The 17,154-nt window shown below is 66.0% G+C and carries 18 protein-coding genes; 15 read left to right on the plus strand and 3 right to left on the minus strand.

From position 1 onward, the window contains the following. Together ASE61_RS21405 and ASE61_RS21410 are read right to left on the minus strand one after the other, a co-directional pair. Positions 1-789, minus strand: coding sequence for an SDR family oxidoreductase (locus ASE61_RS21405; RefSeq protein WP_200959674.1), 789 nt, complete (start codon positions 787-789; stop codon positions 1-3). A gap of 10 nt (positions 790-799) precedes the next feature. Continuing rightward, positions 800-1,576, minus strand: a complete 777-nt coding sequence (locus tag ASE61_RS21410; protein ID WP_156407188.1) for a 2-keto-4-pentenoate hydratase — start codon at positions 1,574-1,576, stop codon at positions 800-802. A gap of 356 nt (positions 1,577-1,932) precedes the next feature. On the opposite strand from ASE61_RS21410, the gene ASE61_RS21415 reads away from it, so the two are divergent. Next, positions 1,933-2,937 carry a D-cysteine desulfhydrase gene (locus ASE61_RS21415; RefSeq protein WP_061970712.1) on the plus strand — a complete coding sequence of 335 codons (1,005 nt, stop codon included), beginning with the start codon at positions 1,933-1,935 and terminating at the stop codon, positions 2,935-2,937. Beyond that, positions 2,930-3,646, plus strand: a complete 717-nt coding sequence (locus ASE61_RS21420) for an aspartate/glutamate racemase family protein (protein ID WP_061970408.1) — start codon at positions 2,930-2,932, stop codon at positions 3,644-3,646. The genes ASE61_RS21415 and ASE61_RS21420 overlap by 8 nt, the downstream gene beginning before the upstream one ends. A 13-nt stretch (positions 3,647-3,659) precedes the next feature. On the opposite strand, the gene ASE61_RS21425 is transcribed toward ASE61_RS21420, so the two are convergent. Further along, positions 3,660-4,784 carry a LysR family transcriptional regulator gene (locus ASE61_RS21425; RefSeq protein ID WP_210171891.1) on the minus strand — a complete coding sequence of 375 codons (1,125 nt, stop codon included), beginning with the start codon at positions 4,782-4,784 and terminating at the stop codon, positions 3,660-3,662. Positions 4,785-4,957: 173 nt separating this feature from the next. Here ASE61_RS21425 and ASE61_RS21430 point away from each other — a divergent pair, with 173 nt between their 5' ends. The 13 genes from ASE61_RS21430 to ureC all read left to right on the plus strand — a co-directional run bounded on the left by ASE61_RS21430 (position 4,958) and on the right by ureC (position 17,150). Then, entirely contained in the window at positions 4,958-5,461 is a 504-nt protein-coding gene (locus ASE61_RS21430) for a hypothetical protein (RefSeq protein WP_244492971.1), read from the plus strand. 14 nt (positions 5,462-5,475) lie between these two features. Then, the gene (locus ASE61_RS21435) at positions 5,476-6,114 is read left to right on the plus strand and encodes a L,D-transpeptidase (RefSeq protein ID WP_082617621.1); all 639 of its coding nucleotides are present in this window, start codon (positions 5,476-5,478) and stop codon (positions 6,112-6,114) included. Positions 6,115-6,155: 41 nt separating this feature from the next. Beyond that, entirely contained in the window at positions 6,156-7,181 is a 1,026-nt protein-coding gene (locus ASE61_RS21440) for an amino acid ABC transporter substrate-binding protein (protein WP_082617622.1), read from the plus strand. A gap of 473 nt (positions 7,182-7,654) precedes the next feature. Continuing rightward, entirely contained in the window at positions 7,655-8,956 is a 1,302-nt protein-coding gene (gene urtA / locus ASE61_RS21445) for an urea ABC transporter substrate-binding protein (protein WP_061970413.1), read from the plus strand. 108 nt (positions 8,957-9,064) lie between these two features. Next, on the plus strand, positions 9,065-10,666 hold the full coding sequence (urtB, locus tag ASE61_RS21450) for an urea ABC transporter permease subunit UrtB (RefSeq protein ID WP_061970415.1): 1,602 nt from the start codon (positions 9,065-9,067) through the stop codon (positions 10,664-10,666). Positions 10,667-10,689: 23 nt separating this feature from the next. Continuing rightward, positions 10,690-11,802 carry an urea ABC transporter permease subunit UrtC gene (urtC, locus tag ASE61_RS21455; RefSeq protein WP_413813548.1) on the plus strand — a complete coding sequence of 371 codons (1,113 nt, stop codon included), beginning with the start codon at positions 10,690-10,692 and terminating at the stop codon, positions 11,800-11,802. A gap of 5 nt (positions 11,803-11,807) precedes the next feature. Further along, complete coding sequence (gene urtD / locus ASE61_RS21460) at positions 11,808-12,572, plus strand: urea ABC transporter ATP-binding protein UrtD (RefSeq protein ID WP_061970419.1); 765 nt, start codon at positions 11,808-11,810, stop codon at positions 12,570-12,572. A gap of 61 nt (positions 12,573-12,633) precedes the next feature. Next, the gene (gene urtE, locus ASE61_RS21465) at positions 12,634-13,329 is read left to right on the plus strand and encodes an urea ABC transporter ATP-binding subunit UrtE (protein WP_061970421.1); all 696 of its coding nucleotides are present in this window, start codon (positions 12,634-12,636) and stop codon (positions 13,327-13,329) included. A 47-nt stretch (positions 13,330-13,376) separates the two neighbouring features. Then, entirely contained in the window at positions 13,377-14,213 is an 837-nt protein-coding gene (locus ASE61_RS21470) for an urease accessory protein UreD (RefSeq protein WP_082617623.1), read from the plus strand. A gap of 9 nt (positions 14,214-14,222) precedes the next feature. Beyond that, complete coding sequence (locus tag ASE61_RS21475; protein WP_047579581.1) at positions 14,223-14,525, plus strand: urease subunit gamma; 303 nt, start codon at positions 14,223-14,225, stop codon at positions 14,523-14,525. A 21-nt stretch (positions 14,526-14,546) separates the two neighbouring features. After that, complete coding sequence (locus ASE61_RS21480; protein WP_061970423.1) at positions 14,547-15,128, plus strand: HupE/UreJ family protein; 582 nt, start codon at positions 14,547-14,549, stop codon at positions 15,126-15,128. Between the two features lie 4 nt (positions 15,129-15,132). Continuing rightward, on the plus strand, positions 15,133-15,438 hold the full coding sequence (locus ASE61_RS21485; RefSeq protein ID WP_061970425.1) for an urease subunit beta: 306 nt from the start codon (positions 15,133-15,135) through the stop codon (positions 15,436-15,438). Next, the gene (gene ureC, locus ASE61_RS21490) at positions 15,438-17,150 is read left to right on the plus strand and encodes an urease subunit alpha (protein ID WP_061970427.1); all 1,713 of its coding nucleotides are present in this window, start codon (positions 15,438-15,440) and stop codon (positions 17,148-17,150) included. The genes ASE61_RS21485 and ureC overlap by 1 nt, the downstream gene beginning before the upstream one ends. The last annotated feature ends 4 nt before the right edge of the window (positions 17,151-17,154 follow it).

The raw sequence follows: 17,154 nt of genomic DNA on the forward strand, positions 1-17,154 counted from the left end.
TCAGTACAGGCCAGGCGTCGCGCCGCCATCGACGGCGATCGCCACGCCCTGAATGTGGCGCGCGTCCTCGCCGCAAAGGAACAAAGCCAGTGCGGCGATGTCCTCGGGGCGCCCCAGCCGCTGCAAGCCCTCCCGGGCGACCAACTCTTCGCGAATCTCCGCAGGACTTTTCCCTGCCACCCTGGCGCGCTGCTCAAAGAGCTGCTCGACCCTCTCCGTCTCGGTCATGCCCGGATAGATTGCGTTGACGTTTACGCCCGCGCGCTTGCCCAGCCCCGACAGCCCCTTGGTGAAGTTCGCCATCGCCGCGTTGACAGAGCCGCCTATCAGGAAGCCGGGATCAGGGGTCCGCGCCGCGCCGCCGATAATGTTGAGGACATGCCCGTGCCGCTCGGAGAGGGACGGCCAGAATAACCGGCACAGCCTGACACAGGCGAAAAACTTGAGATCGAAACCATCCTGCCAGTCATTGTCGGGGAGAGTGAGGAAATCTCCCGCCTTCGTCGCACCCGCAGAGTTGACGAGAATGTCGCAGCCGCCAAAGCGCGACATGACGCCCTCGAACACGGCCTTGCACCCCGCTTCCGAGCGCAAATCCACCGCCACCGTCGCCGGCCGCCGGCCATGGCTGTCCGCGATGGCTGCCGCTGCCGTCGCGAGCGTCTTGTCGGAGGACGCGGCGAGGACCAGCTCGGCCCCGGCAGCGGCAAAAGCCTGCCCGATTCCGAAGCCGATGCCCCGGCTTCCGCCAGATATGACGACCACCTTTCCGCTGAGAGGCGACATCATGCTACCCTCCTTAGACAAGCGTCACACGAAGCTGACAAATGCCCCCGAAGCGCGCGTCAAAAGGCTGCCCGCGTCGGAGCTGAAGTGGCACGCAGAGCGAACCGGTTGATAGATAATCGCCTGCCGAGAGCGCGACCCCACGCTGCAAAAGGCCGTCGATCATCTCGGCCAGCACCGTGACGACATCCCCGCGCTGGGAGCCGCGATAAAGCTCGACGGGCTCGCCGGGCATACCGGCCTCAATCGATAGGCCGTTGAGATCCAATTTCTGCCAGTCGGCGACATCCTCTCCGAATACGAAAGCGCCTCCGCTGCCGTTGTCGGCTATCGCCAGCAGGGTCTTGGCATTGGTGCTTCTGATGTCGAGCCGACTGCCGGCGATTTCGATCCCCGGGACGAGATTGACAGCAGAGGCGACCTCGTCACGCGAATAAGGCGTGCCGCGCGCAGGCAGGGCGTGTTTAAGGCGGAAGGCATATTCTAGCTCGGCGTTGTATCCGGCATAGAGCGCATGGGGCAGTTCAGCCGCGCCGACGAAAATGCGGTCCCGCATGATCCGGCCCGGGATCGGTCCATCGTGACCCTCGGCTATCTGAACCGCGCGCAGGGCCGCGCCGATCTTCCAGCCGCCGACACCCGTGCCTAGGAGCTCAGCCATCCTGTCTTGGACCCAATAGGCCTCATTGCGGCTTTGGGGACGATTGAGGCCCGTCGGCTCGTCAATTCGGGTTCCAGCCTTCCAAGCCAGCGCCAACGAACTGGCCAAGCGCTTAAGTTCAGCCCGCATCCTGCCTGCTCCAACACAAGAACCAACCCAGTTTTCTGAATTGGATCTCACAACCGGAACATTATTCCAATATTGATGGCGGTCGTGAGGGCGGTGATGGGCAGCGGGGGTTGCGCTGAGCGCTTGTCTCAAGACCGATGTGGGGGATCGTGCGAGGTAGCCCTGGGCTCGCACGAATGGAGGTCGGTACTGCGAAGGAGCCGGCCGCTCGCGCCCCTAGCCTCAATGGGTGATCGAGGTGCCGAATTTATCATGCAAAATTTGCATATAGTCCTTTCCTGATCCCTGCCTTTGCATTGGACGGCCGAACTCTGCTGGCGCTAGAAATACCCGAGAACAACAAGGTGGTCCTCTCGATGAATCTTGCCCGCTTTCCCCGCGTCTCGCTCGCCCATTTGCCCACTCCCCTGGAGCGTCTCGACAACCTGACGCGGGTGCTCAACGGCCCGGAGATCTGGATCAAGCGCGACGATTGCACGGGCCTTTCGACCGGCGGCAACAAAACCCGCAAGCTCGAATACCTGATGGCCGCGGCGCAGGCCGAGGGTGCCGATACCGTCATCACGCAGGGGGCGACCCAGTCCAACCACGCGCGCCAGACGGCCGCTGCGGCGGCCAGGCTCGGCATGGCCTGTCACGTGTTGCTGGAGGACCGTACCGGCAAGACGGATTTCGATTACACGCAGAACGCCAACGTGCTGCTCGACGTTCTCCACGGTGCCGTCATCGAGCGCTGCGGGCCGAATCCGGACATGAACGGCGAACTGGCGAAGCTCGGCGAAAAGCTCACCGCGTCCGGCCGCAAGGTCTATGCCATCCCCGGCGGGGGGTCCAATCCGACCGGTGCGCTCGGCTACGTCAACGCGGCGCTGGAACTGGTGATGCAGGCCAACACGGCCAGCCTCAAGATCGATCACCTCGTCCATGCGACGGGGAGCGCCGGCACGCAGGCCGGTCTGGTCACTGGGCTCGCCGGCGTCCACAGCGACATCAAGCTGCTCGGCATCGGCGTGCGGGCACCGAAGGACAAGCAGGAGGACAATGTCTTCAAGCTGGCCCGCGCCACGGCGCAGCTTCTCGGGATGCCCGATGCCGTCAAGCGCGAGCATGTCGTGGCGAATTGCGACTATGTCGGCGAAGGATACGGCCTCCCGGCGCCGAGCACGATCGAGGCGATCCGCATGCTGGCCGAGCTCGAAGGCATCCTGCTCGATCCGGTCTATTCCGGAAAGGGCATGGCCGGATTGATCGACCTTGTCCGGAACGGGCGGTTCCGCAAGGGCGAGACGATCGTCTTCCTTCATACCGGCGGCCAGATCGGACTCACGGCCTATCCACGGGAATTCCTGACCAATGGCTGAGCCGCTCGGGCCGGAGTCACGGCCCGTCGTGGGCATTCTCGGCGGGATGGGACCCGAAGCGACGGTGGACCTGATGCGCCGCGTCATCGCGGCGACACCCGCCCGGGACGACGCCGACCATATCCGCATGCTCGTCGACAACAATCCGGCGGTGCCCTCGCGCATCGCCGCGCTGATCGAGGGAACGGGGCCGAGCCCGCTTCCGGAGCTGGTTCGCATGGCCAGGGGCCTGGCCGCCGGCGGCGCGACGATGCTCGCGATGCCGTGCAACACCGCGCATTACTACGCTGGCGGCATTGTCGAAGCCGTGCCGCTGCCGTTCCTGAACATGATCGCGCTGACGGTGGAGCGTATCGCTGCGATGGTGCCGGCTGGTACGCAGGTGGGTCTGCTTGCCTCGACCGCCGTCTTCAAGATCGGCCTCTACGAGCAGGCCTTCGCCGATCGCGGCCTGCCGATCCTCGCGCCCGAGCGTCAGGACGACGTCATGGCGTTGATACGCGCCGTCAAGACCGGCGACACCGGGGCTGCCCGGCGCGGCGCGCTCGCGGCTGTCGCGGAGCGGCTCGTGCAGGGCGGTGCGGGGATCATCCTCGTCGCCTGCACGGAACTGTCGATCATGGCGGACGCCATCGCCGGAACGGTGCCCGTGCTCGATGCGATGGACGTGCTTGCCGAGGAAATCGTCGCCCAGGCGAAGGGGCGATAGCCGCGACGTTCGTCTATCGCTCCGCACCCCGCCGGTCGATCAGCGCCTGCAGGTCGACGGAGCGCAAGTGGTCCAGCACGCTCGGCGTCAGCGCGTGCGAACCCTGAGGACAGGCATAGATCGCCACCCCCATCGGGTGATAGAGCGTCGCTTCGTCGATCTGGACGATCCGCCGCCTTTCCAGGTCGTCGAGCACGAGGCTGCGCGGCAGCCAGGCGAAGCCCAGCCCTGCCAGCAGCATCTCGCGCAGCGCGCTACTGAGCGAATTCACGCAGATCGTTTCGCAGCGGTAGCGCTGGATCAGCCGCGGCATGACCTCCTGCCAGATGACCTCGCCGAAGAAGCTGCGCTGGGGATAGGTCAGGAGCGGCATGGCCTGCCCTTCGTCCGGTGCGAGGGCGGCCGGGCCGACCAGAATCATGTCGTCCTGTGCGCTCGCGACGCGCATGGCGGTCGTCGAGCCGATCGGCTCGATCGACGGGCTGAGCTCGTAGCAGATCATCAGGTCGACCTCGCCGCGGATCGCCATTTCAACGCATTCGGCGCGGTTGGCGCAATTCAGGTGATAGGCCGGCTGATAGCCCTGCTGCCGCAGGATCTCGACGAAACGCGGAAAGATCGAGAATGCCAGCGAATGCTGGATGGCGACCGTCAGGCGTGAACTCCGCGTCTGCTCGCCGCGCAACTGGCTGCGCAGCTCATAGAGCTGGTTGAGGGTGCGCTGGAAATCGCCGTAGTTTTCCGTTGCGACGGGGGTGAAGCGGTGTGGCCTCACGCTTCTGTCGATCAGGGTGACGCCGAGCCAATCCTCGAGCGACTGGATGCGTCGCGAGAATGCCGACTGGCTGATGTTGCGGCGCTCGGCGGCGGCGGTGAAGCTGCCGAGCTCGCGCAGCGCCAGGAAATCCTCCAACCATCCCAGCTCCATCGCCAAGCTCCTGCATGCGTTTTGCGCATTGTATACGCCGTTCTTCGAATTTGGTCCGACGCTGTTTTCCCCGCCGGTATCAGTCCGATGAAGACGCGAATTCAACGCGCATGCCTCGGCCCGTCCGGGTTGCTCGTGGTCGGCGCCGCAATGCCGATGACGTCCAGCCTTGCTCTGGCACCCTTGCCTGCCGCCAGCGGTAGCCGGCAATCTCCGCCACGCCGACCGGGTGGGTCGCATTTGCACTTGTGCTGCCCGGACATCCTATGCCCTCTTCATGCACACGCCCGATCGTATCGTGAGCCCGGGATCAATCGCGCGGAGTCCGATCTCCGACCGCTCCGCGACCCGTATCGACCACGCCAGCCTGGCAAGGAGAGACGATGACACCGAGAGCCGGCACCCCTCGCAACATGAAGCGCTTTCCCCTCGCCGCATTGGCTTGCGGTCTCCTGCCTCTGGTCCTCGCGGGTTGTGGCGGTGGCGCGAGCATGTCGTCGTCAGACGCGCCGGCGGCGCGGGCGCCTGCCCCGGCCGGGGTCTCGCGCGACGCCCTGGTCGGGCGCTGGGGCATCGCGTCCTTCCACACGGAGAAGGACCGCAAGCGGACCGAGGCGGAGGCGCGGGCGCAATGCAAGCAGCCCTACACGATCACGAAAGGCCCCGGCGACGGCGTGATGATGCATGTCGCCGACGATCCGAAGCCCTATGAGCTCCGCTTGAAGGCCGGCTCCGGCGGCAGGACCTATCTCGGCTTCGAGGCCCCGGCCGGCGACCCGCAGGATCGCGAGCTGCTCTCGGTGAAGCCGAAGGAACTGGTGATGCGCTTCGTCGATCCCGATGCGCATGCGCGCTACGGCACCTTCATCTACAGCCGGTGCGGCTGAGCGGAGGCGATGAGATGAGCATCACCATCCACACCACCCTGCGCGGCCTGCTCGTGTCCGGCTTCGGACTGGCCTCGCTTCTCGCCCTGTCGGGCGCCACGTCGGCGCAGCCGCGTCCGCCGGCGGCGATCCAGGAGACGATGGATATCGGCGACGAGCCGGGCCGTGTCTCGACCGAGGAAGCCACCATCACCGACGGGCCCTATGCCCGCCAGATGGTGCTGTTCCGCTCGAGCGAGGCGCCGGGCACTGTCGTGATCCATTCGGCGGAGCGCTTCCTCTATGTGGTGCAGGGCAATGGCCGCGCCCTGCGCTACGGCATCGGCGTCGGGCGCGAGGGTTTCACCTGGTCCGGCCAGGTCAAGGTCAGCCGCAAGGCCGAGTGGCCGGACTGGCGCCCACCGCCGGAAATGCTACAGCGCCAGCCCTATCTGCCGCGTTTCATGGCCGGCGGACCTGGCAATCCGATGGGCGCGCGCGCGCTCTATCTCGGCTCGACGGTCTTCCGCATCCACGGCACCAACCAGCCGGAGACGATCGGCCAGGCGATCTCGTCCGGCTGTTTCCGCCTGGCCAACGGCGACATCGCCGATCTCTACGACCGCGTCCCGGTCGGGACAAAGGTCGTCATCCGCCACAAGGCGACGCTGTGACCGATACCGCATCCTCCGAATTGCAGAAGGAACGGACAGACATGTCTAAGACGTCCTGGATTCGCCGCAGCGGTCTCAGCCTCGCTGCCCTCGCAGGCTTCGTCCTGCCAGCCGCAGCCGGTACGCTCGACACGGTGAAGCAGCGCGGTGCGCTGCAATGCGGCGTCAGCGAGGGGGTGACCGGCTTCTCGGAGAAGGATGCCCAAGGCAACTGGCGCGGCTTCGATGTCGACTTTTGCCGTGCCGTCGCGGCCGTCGTGCTCGGCGACGCGGACAAGGTCGCCTTCACGCCGCTGTCGGCGAGCCAGCGTTTCGAGGCGCTGAAGGGCGGCAAGGTCGATCTGCTGGCGCGCAACTCGAGCTGGACGCTCGGTCGCGAGGCCGAACTGGGCCTGGCCTTCGCCGGCATCACCTATCACGACGGCCAGGGCTTCCTGGCGAAGCGCGCGCTCAAGGTCGATACGGCGCTCTCGCTCGACAAGGCGAAGATCTGCGTCGAGGCGGGTACCACGACGCAGCTCAACCTCGCCGATTTCTTCAAGGCCAATTCCATGACCTATGAGGAGAAGGTCTATCCGAGCGGCGCGGAAGCCTTCGCCGCCTTCGAGGGCGGACAGTGCGACGTGCTGACCCGCGACCAATCGGCCCTGCATGGCGAGCGGCTCAAGCTCGCCAAACCGGCCGAGGCGATCGTGCTGCCGGACGTGATCTCGAAGGAGCCGCTCGGGCCGGTCGTGCGCAGCGACGACTTCCCCTGGTTCACGCTGGTGAAATGGGTGAATTTCGCGTTGGTCAATGCCGAGGAACTCGGGATTTCCAGTGCAAATCTCGACGAGGCCCTGAAATCCACGAAGCCGGACGTGCGGCGCTTCACCGGAGCGGAAGGCGGCTTCGGCAAGGCGCTTGGCCTCGATGCGGATTGGGCGATCCGCGCCGTCAAGGCGGGCGGAAACTATGCCGAGATCTACGAACGCAACCTCGGCACCGGCTCGAAGCTCGGCATCCCGCGCGGCCTCAACCAACTCTGGAGCATGGGCGGCGTCCTCTACGCACCGCCGTTGCGATAGGACGCAGGCGCCGCGGCCATCGGGAAACCTTCCTGTCTCGCAGGCTGCGGCGCCATGCGCACGCAGGCTGCGGGCAAGCCGCCGTTGTTCCTGCGAAGTTTTACGATCGCCTCTCCGGGCCCGGTGCCGCTCTTCTCCATCCCCACATCCTCGACGCAGGCCCGTGCCTGCACAGCCGACGGGATGATGATGACGACAGCCCGCGCGGCTTCGTCTCGCCGAGGCTTCTGCTCAAATTGACATCAATGCAATTCAATCAACCGAGTTTGCTCAATAAATAAGCAGATCTCGGCCATTCGGTCCGGCTTGCGCAGCGCCTCAAGCTCTCGACGGCCCACCGCTCTGGCAAAAGGGCTGCCGTACCGGCACGAACCGGCTTCGCAGCAGGTTGGCACATCACTTGCGAGGCTTCGGTTCACGGGCCGTGCGGCCCGTCGGCGTCGAGGGGGCGCCGCCAGCAATCCTTCGGGGAGATGGCCGTGAACAGCAACCGTCGCGAATTCCTCGGCACCGCTCTGGCCGGTGCCGCTTTCCTCGGATCGTCCTACCTGCCGGCGGCGGCGCAGCAGGACACCATCAAAGTCGGCATCCTTCATTCGCTCTCGGGCACGATGGCGATCTCCGAGACGACGCTGAAGGACGTCATGCTCATGCTCATCGAGGAGCAGAACAAGAAGGGCGGCCTGCTCGGCAAGAAACTCGAGGCCGTCGTCGTCGATCCCGCCTCGAACTGGCCGCTCTTCGCCGAGAAGGCGCGCGAGCTGATCACCAAGGACAAGGTCGCGGCCACCTTCGGCTGCTGGACCTCCGTCTCGCGCAAGTCGGTGCTGCCGGTTTTCAAGGAGCTCAACAACATCCTGTTCTACCCCGTCCAGTACGAGGGCGAGGAGAGCGAGCGCAACGTCTTCTACACCGGCGCCGCGCCGAACCAGCAGGCGATCCCTGCCGTCGACTATCTTGCCAAGGAGGAGAAGGTCGAGCGCTGGGTGCTCGCCGGCACGGACTATGTCTATCCGCGCACGACCAACAAGATCCTCGAGGCGTATCTGAAGTCCAAGGGCGTGAAGGCCGAGGACATCATGATCAACTACACGCCCTTCGGCCATTCCGACTGGCAGACCATCGTTTCCGACATCAAGAAGTTCGGCTCCGCCGGCAAGAAGACCGCCGTGGTCTCGACCATCAACGGCGACGCCAACGTGCCGTTCTACAAGGAGCTGGGCAACCAGGGCATCAAGGCGACCGACATTCCGGTCGTCGCCTTCTCGGTCGGCGAGGAGGAGCTGGCCGGCATCGACACCAAGCCGCTCGTCGGCCATCTCGCCGCCTGGAACTACTTCCAGTCGATCAAGACCCCGGAGAACGAGGCCTTCATCAAGCAGTGGCAGGCTTTCACCAAGAACCCGAAGCGCGTCACCAACGACCCGATGGAAGCCCATGTCGTCGGCTTCGCCATGTGGGTGAAGGCGGTCGAGAAGGCCGGGACCACCGATCCGGACAAGGTCATCGATGCGCTGCCCGGCATCGAGGCGCCGAACCTCACCGGCGGCATCTCGAAGATGCTCCCCAACCACCATATCACCAAGCCGGTCTTCATCGGCGAGATCAAGGATGACGGCCAGTTCGACGTGGTCTGGAAGACCGCGGGTCTCGTCCCCGGCGACGCCTGGTCGAAGGAGCTCGACGGTTCCAAGGACCTGATCGGCGACTGGGTCGAGAAGAAGTGCGGCAACTTCAACGTCAAGACCGGCAAATGCGGCGGTGGCGGCGCGTGAGGTCATGAGGGGGAAGGGCGGCACGGGAAAGATCCCGGCCGCCCTCCATTCGCCGCGCTGCGGCATGGCTTTTCCAGGCAATCACCAGCCGCAATGCGAACCGGATCGATGCCGATCTTGCACCGCCTGAAGCATGGGCTCGTCATCCTGGTCGCGCTGGTCGCGGCCTCGGTCGCGTCCTTCGCGCAGAATGCCGACGAAGCCTTCGCGCGGCTGGCGGCCGACAGCTATTCGGATACCTCCCGCGCCATCGAGCTTCTCGTTTCGACGGCCCACCCGAATGCGGCGCTGATCGTCGAGGCGCTCAGTGATGGACGGCTGCTCTCCGGGCCCGGCGGCGTGGCGGTGAAGACCTCTTCCGGCGCTTTCGTCGACGCCCGCACGGGCCAGCCGCTGGCTGTCGCACCCGAGGGCCTGAAGGCGGTGCGCCTCAACAATGCTGTGCGCCGCGCGGTGCAGGCCGCGCTCGGTGGCCTCGGCCTGCTCAATCCCGATCCGGCGAAGCGTACGGCCGCGGCCGAGGCCGTGTTCAAGTCGCGCGACGCCGGCCTGCTGCCGATCGTCGAAACCGCGATCGGCAAGGAAACCGATCCGCGGGCGCTCGCCGCCTTGCGGCAGGCCCAGGCCGCGATCCTGATCGCCAAGCCGGATGCCCAACCGCTCGATCGGCTTGCCGCCATCGAGGTATTGCATGAGCGCGGGGATCAGGACGCTCTGGCGACGCTGCGCGCCTTGCCGGGTGACGCGACGCCGGTCCTCAAGGAAGCGCAGGCCAAGGCGATCACCGCGATCGAAGGCCGATTGAAGCTCTGGGCCGTCGCGCAGAACCTCTGGTACGGGCTCTCGCTCGGCTCGGTGCTGCTGCTCGCCGCCATCGGCCTCGCCATCACCTTCGGCGTCATGGGCGTGATCAACATGGCCCATGGCGAAATGGTCATGCTCGGCGCTTACACCACCTTCGTGGTGCAGGAGCTGATCCGTAACCATGCGCCCTGGCTCTTCGACTGGTCACTGGCGATCGCGCTGCCGGCCGCCTTCATCGTCGCCGGCGCGGTCGGCATCGCCATCGAGCGCGGCGTCATCCGCTTCCTCTACGGGCGCCCGCTGGAGACGCTGCTCGCCACCTGGGGCATCAGCCTGATCCTGCAGCAGGCGGTCCGCACCGCCTTCGGCCCGACCAATCGCGAGGTTGGCGCACCGTCCTTCATGTCGGGCGCCTTCGAGCTCGGCGGTCTGGCGATCACCTATAACCGGCTCTGGATCATCGTCTTCGCGGCGCTGGTCTTCGCGGCGCTGCTCGCCATCCTCAAACTTACTCCCATGGGCCTGCAGATGCGCGCGGTCACCCAGAACCGGCGCATGGCCTCGGCCATGGGCATCCGTACCGGGCGCATCGACGCGTTGACCTTCGGGCTCGGCTCGGGCGTGGCGGGGCTCGCCGGGGTCGCCCTCTCGCAGATCGACAATGTCAGCCCCAATCTCGGCCAGAGCTACATCATCGACTCGTTCATGGTCGTGGTCTTCGGCGGCGTCGGCAATCTCTGGGGCACGCTGGTCGGCGCGATGACGCTCGGCGTCGCCAACAAGCTGCTCGAACCCTATGCCGGCGCCGTGCTCGGCAAGATCGCGCTGCTTGTCTGCATCATCCTCTTCATCCAGAAGCGGCCGCGCGGCCTCTTCGCGCTCAAGGGCCGGGCGGTGGAAGCATGATCACGCGCTTCCTCCTCCAGAACATGGACAAGCGCGGCGGCATCTTCCTCGCGATCCTGCTGGGGCTCGCCGTGCTGGTTCCGCTCTCGAACCTGCTCCTGCCGGCATCCTCGCCCTTCCATGTCCCGACCTCGACCATGTCGCTCTGGGGCAAATATCTCTGCTACGCGCTGCTCGCGGTCTCGCTCGATCTCGTCTGGGGCTATTGCGGCATCCTGAGCCTCGGCCACGGCGCCTTCTTCGCGCTCGGCGGCTATGCGATGGGCCTCTACCTGATGCGGCAGATCGGCTCGCGCGGCGTCTACGGCAACCCGATCCTGCCGGATTTCATGGTCTTCCTGAACTGGCAGGAACTGCCTTGGTACTGGTGGGGCTTCTCCTCCTTCCCCTTTGCCATGCTGATGGTGCTGGCGGTGCCCGGCCTGCTCGCCTTCGTCTTCGGCTGGTTCGCCTTCCGCTCGCGCGTCACCGGCGTCTACCTCTCGATCATCACGCAGGCCCTGACCTATGCGCTGCTGCTTGCCTTCTTCCGCAACGACATGGGCTTCGGCGGCAATAACGGCCTGACCGATTTCAAGGACATTCTCGGCTTCAACATCCAGGCGCAGACGACGCGCGCCGCTCTGTTTTCCATGACCTGCGTCATGCTGGCGGCCGGCTTCCTGATCGCGCGCGGCATCGTCGTCTCGAAGCTCGGCAAGGTCGTGATCGCGATCCGCGACGCCGAGTCCCGCACGCGCTTCCTCGGCTATCGGGTCGACCGTTTCAAGCTCTTCGTCTTCACCGTCTCGGCCTGCATGGCGGGCGTCGCGGGTGCGCTCTACGTTCCTCAGGTCGGCATCATCAACCCCAGCGAATTCGCCCCGGCCAACTCGATCGAGACGGTGATCTGGGTTGCGGTCGGCGGGCGCGGCACGTTAGTCGGCGCAGCCTTGGGCGCGGTTGTGGTCAACTGGGCCAAGACGCTGTTCACCTCCGGCTTCATGGCGCCGTACTGGCTCTTCGCGCTCGGCGGCCTCTTCGTCGTCGTCACGCTGTTCCTGCCCAAGGGCATTCTGGGCACGGCCGAAGCCCTGTGGGCGCGCCGCCGCAAGTCCGTCCCGACCCCGGCCGCTGAGCCGGCCCCGGCGGAGTAGCAGCGATGAACGCTCCCGTGCCCGGCGCCCTCACCTCCTCATTGCTCTATCTCGACGGCGTCAGCGTCTCCTTCGACGGCTTCAAGGCCATCCGCGGCCTCTCACTGACCATCGAGCCCGGCGAGATGCGTGCCATCATCGGCCCCAACGGCGCCGGCAAGACCACGATGATGGACATCATCACCGGCAAGACGAAACCGGATGTCGGCACGGTCATGTTCGGCGGCTCGGTCGACCTGACGAAGCTCGACGAGGCCGCGATCGCCAATCTCGGCATCGGCCGCAAGTTCCAGAAGCCGACCGTCTTCGACAGTCACACCATCGAGGACAACATCCTGCTCGCGCTGAAATCGAAGCGCACGGTCGGCAGGACGTTGTTCTGGAAGACGGAAGAGCCGCAGCAGAAGCGCATCGACGATATCCTCGGCATCATCCGACTCGCCGACAGGCGCGACCGGCTAGCGGGCTCGCTCTCTCACGGCCAGAAGCAGTGGCTCGAGATCGGCATGCTGCTGGCCCAGGACCCCAAGCTCCTGCTCGTCGACGAGCCGGCCGCCGGCATGACCGATGGCGAGACGGCGCAGACGGCGGTGCTGCTCAAGGAGATCGCGCGGGACCATTCGGTGATCGTCGTCGAGCACGACATGGGCTTCATCCGCGAGCTCGGCGTGAAGGTCACGGTGCTGCACGAGGGCTCGGTGTTGGCCGAAGGCCCGCTTGACCATGTCAGCGCCAATGAGCGCGTCGTCGAAGTCTATCTGGGGCGGTGAGCATGATCAGGAAAAGTGGGAACCGGTTTTCCGATCAGATCATGCGGCGGAAATGAACCACATGCTCGATGTCGACGCCATCAACCTCCACTACGGCGCGGCCCAGGCGCTGCGCCGCGTCTCCATCACCGCCGAGACCGGCAAGGTCACCTGCGTGATGGGCCGCAACGGCGTCGGCAAGACCTCGCTGATGCGCGCCATCGTCGGGCACCAGCCGATTTCCGGCGGCCATATCAGCCTCGACGGAGAAGACATCTCGGTTCTGCGCAGCGAGGATCGCGCGCGGGCCGGCATCGCTTATGTGCCGCAGGGGCGGGAGATCTTCCCGCTGCTGACGGTGAAGGAGAATCTGGAGACCGGCTTCGCGCCGCTGAAGCGCCGCGAGCGCTACGTCCCGGATGAACTCTTCGACCTGTTCCCCGTGCTGAAGACCATGCTGGGCCGGCGCGGCGGAGACCTCTCGGGTGGCCAGCAGCAACAGCTCGCGATCGCGCGGGCGCTGGTCACCCGGCCCAGGCTCTTGGTGCTGGACGAGCCGACCGAGGGCATCCAACCCTCGATCATCAAGGATATCGGCCGCGCCATCGACTATCTGCGTCAGAAAGGCGGCATGGCGATCGTGCTGGTCGAGCAGTATTTCGACTTCGCCCGCGATCTCGCCGACACGATGTTCGTGATGGACCGCGGCGAGGTCGTGCTGTCCGGCCCGATGAGCGAGCTTGACGGCGCGCAGGTTCAGAGACTGATTCAGGTCTAGATGGAGCATGTCCCGCATGCCGTGTTCCATGGGAAACGGGCCTGAAGATGCTGGCGGTTGAGGATCTCCAGAGCGCCGCACCGATGCGGATGCAGCGCGCGCAAGGGCAAGCTAGCGTCAGCTTCCGGTCGCGCGATGGCCAGACCTGCCTCGATCGACTCTTTCAGGAGGGCTGCGCCAAGCTGCGCTTCCCACGCCCGCTCGGCAGCGACGATCCGCAAGCCATCCTCATCAACACGGCTGGCGGTTTGACCGGTGGCGACAGTTTCGCCATCGACGCGAATCTGGCTTCGCACACCAATGCCTGCGTCACCACCCAGGCCTGCGAGCGCATTTATCGCTCGACCGGTGCCGATGCCGTTGTGACGAACCGCCTGCGCCTCGCGGCCGGGGCGCGGCTTGCCTGGCTACCACAGGAGACGATCCTGTTCGACGGCGGTCGCCTGTCCCGCTCCCTCGACGTCGATCTCGCAGAGGAGGCCGAGCTTGTCGCTGTCGAGGCGATCCTTTTCGGACGGCAGGCGATGGGCGAGACGCTGCGCAGCGGCCATCTGCACGATCGCTGGCGGGTGAGGCGCGACGGCCGCCTGATCTTCGCCGATGATCTGCGCGTCACAGGCGATATCGCGGCCCGGTTCGCTCCGCAGCCCGCCATGGCCGGCTGCCGCGCCATGGCGACGGTGCTCTTCACCGGTCCGGCACCCGAGCGCCATCTGGACGCTGCCCGATCGATCATTGGACCGAACGGCGGCGCCAGCGCCTGGCACGGCAAGTTTCTGGCGCGGCTCGTCGAGGAGACCGGGCTCGCACTGCGCCGGCGGCTGGAGCCGCTGCTTACGCTTCTCATGGGCGGCCGGCCGCTGCCCAAGGTCTGGCAACTCTAGGGTGACCGTATGAACCTGACACCGCGCGAGAAGGACAAGCTCCTGATCTCCATGGCGGCCATGGTCGCCCGGCGCCGGCTCGAACGTGGCGTGAAGCTCAACCATCCCGAGGCCATCGCCCTGATCAGCGATTTCGTCGTCGAGGGCGCACGCGATGGCCGCAGCGTCGCCGATCTGATGGAGGCCGGCGCCCATGTCGTCAGCCGTGCGCAGGTGATGGAAGGCGTCGCCGAGATGATCCACGATGTGCAAGTCGAAGCCACCTTCCCGGACGGCACCAAGCTCGTCACCGTCCACGAACCCATCCGCTGAGCGCACAAGCCGGAGGCTGCCATGAAGAGATTGTCGATCGCCCTGATCCTGAGCGTCGGTGCCGCGAGCCCGGCCTTTGCCCACCTCAACCCTGCCGAGCACGGCTCCTTCGCCGCCGGCTTTTCGCATCCGCTCTTCGGCGCGGACCATATCCTGGCGATGGTGGGCGTCGGCCTCTGGGCCTTCCTCGTCGGGGGGCGCGCGATCTGGACGATTCCCGCTGCCTTCGTCGCCACGATGATGCTCGGCTTTGCGGCAGCGCTCGCCGGAATCGGGCTGCCTTTCGTCGAACCGACGATCGCGGCCTCGGTCGTGGTGCTCGGCCTGCTGGCGCTGGTCGCCTTGCAGGTCCCGGTGGTCGTCGGGATGACCGTGGTCGGCTTCTTCGCGCTGTTCCACGGCTATGCCCATGGCGGCGAACTCGGCGAGGCGACGAGCCTGTCCTTCATGATCGGCTTCGCATTGGCGACAGCGCTGCTGCACGCGGTCGGCCTTGGCATCGGCCTTGCCGGCAACGTGCTCTCGCATCGCGGCCGGATCGCCGCGCGCATCGCTGGCGGTTTGACGGCGCTCGGTGGACTCTGGTTGGTCGCGGGAGCCTGACCCCATGATCCCCGGAGAGGTCTTTCCCGCCGCGGGCGACATCGTCCTCAATGAGGGCGCCGAGCAAATCACGCTCCTCGTTGCCAATACCGGGGACCGGCCGATCCAGGTCGGCTCGCACTACCATTTCTTCGAAACCAACGAGGCGCTGGATTTCGACCGTGCTGCCGCGCGCGGCATGCGGCTCGATATCGCTGCTGGCACGGCGGTGCGCTTCGAGCCTGGCCAGCAGCGCGAGGTTCGCCTCGTGCCGCTGGGCGGCGGCCGCACCGTCTACGGCTTCCAGCAGAAGGTGATGGGGGAACTCTGATGCCGGCCAAGCTCTCCCACGCGGCTTACGCGCAGATGTACGGACCCACGGTCGGCGACCGGGTCCGCCTTGCCGATACCGACCTCGTCATCGAGGTCGAGAAGGACTTCACCGTCTATGGCGAGGAGGTGAAGTTCGGCGGCGGCAAGGTCATCCGCGACGGCATGGGCCAGAGCCAGGCGAGCCGCGCCGAGGGCGCGGTCGATACCGTCATCACCAATGCCCTGATCGTCGATCACTGGGGGATCGTGAAGGCCGATGTCGGCCTGAGGGACGGGTTGATCGTCGCCATCGGCAAGGCGGGCAACCCGGATACGCAAGCCGGCGTCACCATTGTCATCGGCCCCGGCACCGAGGCGATTGCGGGCGAGGGCAAGATCCTCACCGCCGGCGGCGTCGACGCCCATATCCATTTCATTTGCCCGCAGCAGATCGACGAGGCGCTGATGGCCGGCGTCACCACCATGCTCGGCGGCGGCACCGGCCCGGCGCATGGCACGCTGGCGACGACCTGCACGCCCGGCCCCTGGCATCTCGGCCGGATGATTCAGTCCTTCGACGCGGTGCCGATCAATCTCGGGCTTTCCGGCAAGGGCAATGCCTCGAAGCCCGCCGCGCTGATCGAGATGATCGAGGGCGGCGCCTGCGCGCTCAAGCTCCATGAGGACTGGGGCACGACGCCGGCGGCGATCGATAACTGCCTCAGCGTCGCCGACGACCATGACGTTCAGGTCATGATCCACACCGACACGCTGAACGAGAGCGGCTTCGTCGAGGACACGGTCGCCGCCTTCAAGGGCCGCACCATCCACGCCTTCCACACGGAAGGCGCCGGCGGCGGCCATGCGCCCGATATCATCAAGGTCTGTGGCCTCGCGAACGTCATCCCGTCCTCGACCAACCCGACGCGGCCCTACACGCAAAACACCATCGCCGAGCATCTGGACATGCTGATGGTCTGCCATCACCTCTCGCCGTCGATTCCGGAGGATATCGCCTTCGCCGAGAGCCGCATCCGCAAGGAGACGATCGCGGCCGAGGACATCCTGCACGATATCGGCGCCTTCTCGATCATCTCCTCGGACAGCCAGGCCATGGGCCGTGTCGGCGAGGTGCTGATCCGGACTTGGCAGACCGCGCATAAGATGAAGGTCCAGCGCGGGCGCCTGCCCGGAGAGACCGGCGACAACGACAATCTGCGCGTGCGCCGCTACATCGCGAAATACACGATCAACCCGGCCATCGCGCAGGGCCTGTCGAGGCATGTCGGCTCGGTCGAGGTCGGCAAGCGTGCCGATCTCGTGCTCTGGAATCCAGCCTTTTTCGGGGTGAAGCCGGAGATGGTGCTGGTCGGCGGCATGATCGCGGCCGCCCCGATGGGCGATCCCAACGCCTCGATCCCGACGCCGCAGCCGATGCATTACCGCCCGATGTTCGGGGCGATGGGGAGGGCGCCCGCGATGTCCTCGGTGACCTTCGTCAGCCAGGCGGCGATCGCATGCGGGCTGAAGGAGAAGCTCGGCGTCGCCAAAGGCATGGTCGCGGTCCAAAATACGCGCGGCGGCATCTCCAAGGCTTCGATGATCCTGAACGATGCCACGCCGCATATGGAGGTCGACCCCGAGACCTACGAGGTCCGCGCCGATGGCGAGCTCCTGACCTGCGAACCCGCGACCGTGCTGCCGATGGCGCAGCGCTATTTCCTGTTCTGAGGCC

This window comes from Allobosea sp. Root670 (assembly GCF_001429415.1).
Classification (GTDB): domain Bacteria; phylum Pseudomonadota; class Alphaproteobacteria; order Rhizobiales; family Beijerinckiaceae; genus Allobosea; species Allobosea robiniae.

What these genes read in the sequence shown, in the direction of transcription:
- ASE61_RS21405 (WP_200959674.1), bottom strand. Translation starts at nt 789, where the DNA reads ATGATGTCGCCTCTCAGCGGAAAGGTGGTCGTCATATCTGGCGGAAGC.
- ASE61_RS21410 (WP_156407188.1), bottom strand. Translation starts at nt 1,576, where the DNA reads ATGCGGGCTGAACTTAAGCGCTTGGCCAGTTCGTTGGCGCTGGCTTGG.
- ASE61_RS21415 (WP_061970712.1), top strand. Translation starts at nt 1,933, where the DNA reads ATGAATCTTGCCCGCTTTCCCCGCGTCTCGCTCGCCCATTTGCCCACT.
- ASE61_RS21420 (WP_061970408.1), top strand. Translation starts at nt 2,930, where the DNA reads ATGGCTGAGCCGCTCGGGCCGGAGTCACGGCCCGTCGTGGGCATTCTC.
- ASE61_RS21430 (WP_244492971.1), top strand. Translation starts at nt 4,958, where the DNA reads ATGACACCGAGAGCCGGCACCCCTCGCAACATGAAGCGCTTTCCCCTC.
- ASE61_RS21435 (WP_082617621.1), top strand. Translation starts at nt 5,476, where the DNA reads ATGAGCATCACCATCCACACCACCCTGCGCGGCCTGCTCGTGTCCGGC.
- ASE61_RS21440 (WP_082617622.1), top strand. Translation starts at nt 6,156, where the DNA reads ATGTCTAAGACGTCCTGGATTCGCCGCAGCGGTCTCAGCCTCGCTGCC.
- urtA (WP_061970413.1), top strand. Translation starts at nt 7,655, where the DNA reads ATGGCCGTGAACAGCAACCGTCGCGAATTCCTCGGCACCGCTCTGGCC.
- urtB (WP_061970415.1), top strand. Translation starts at nt 9,065, where the DNA reads ATGCCGATCTTGCACCGCCTGAAGCATGGGCTCGTCATCCTGGTCGCG.
- urtC (WP_413813548.1), top strand. Translation starts at nt 10,690, where the DNA reads ATGGACAAGCGCGGCGGCATCTTCCTCGCGATCCTGCTGGGGCTCGCC.
- urtD (WP_061970419.1), top strand. Translation starts at nt 11,808, where the DNA reads ATGAACGCTCCCGTGCCCGGCGCCCTCACCTCCTCATTGCTCTATCTC.
- urtE (WP_061970421.1), top strand. Translation starts at nt 12,634, where the DNA reads ATGCTCGATGTCGACGCCATCAACCTCCACTACGGCGCGGCCCAGGCG.
- ASE61_RS21470 (WP_082617623.1), top strand. Translation starts at nt 13,377, where the DNA reads ATGCTGGCGGTTGAGGATCTCCAGAGCGCCGCACCGATGCGGATGCAG.
- ASE61_RS21475 (WP_047579581.1), top strand. Translation starts at nt 14,223, where the DNA reads ATGAACCTGACACCGCGCGAGAAGGACAAGCTCCTGATCTCCATGGCG.
- ASE61_RS21480 (WP_061970423.1), top strand. Translation starts at nt 14,547, where the DNA reads ATGAAGAGATTGTCGATCGCCCTGATCCTGAGCGTCGGTGCCGCGAGC.
- ASE61_RS21485 (WP_061970425.1), top strand. Translation starts at nt 15,133, where the DNA reads ATGATCCCCGGAGAGGTCTTTCCCGCCGCGGGCGACATCGTCCTCAAT.
- ureC (WP_061970427.1), top strand. Translation starts at nt 15,438, where the DNA reads ATGCCGGCCAAGCTCTCCCACGCGGCTTACGCGCAGATGTACGGACCC.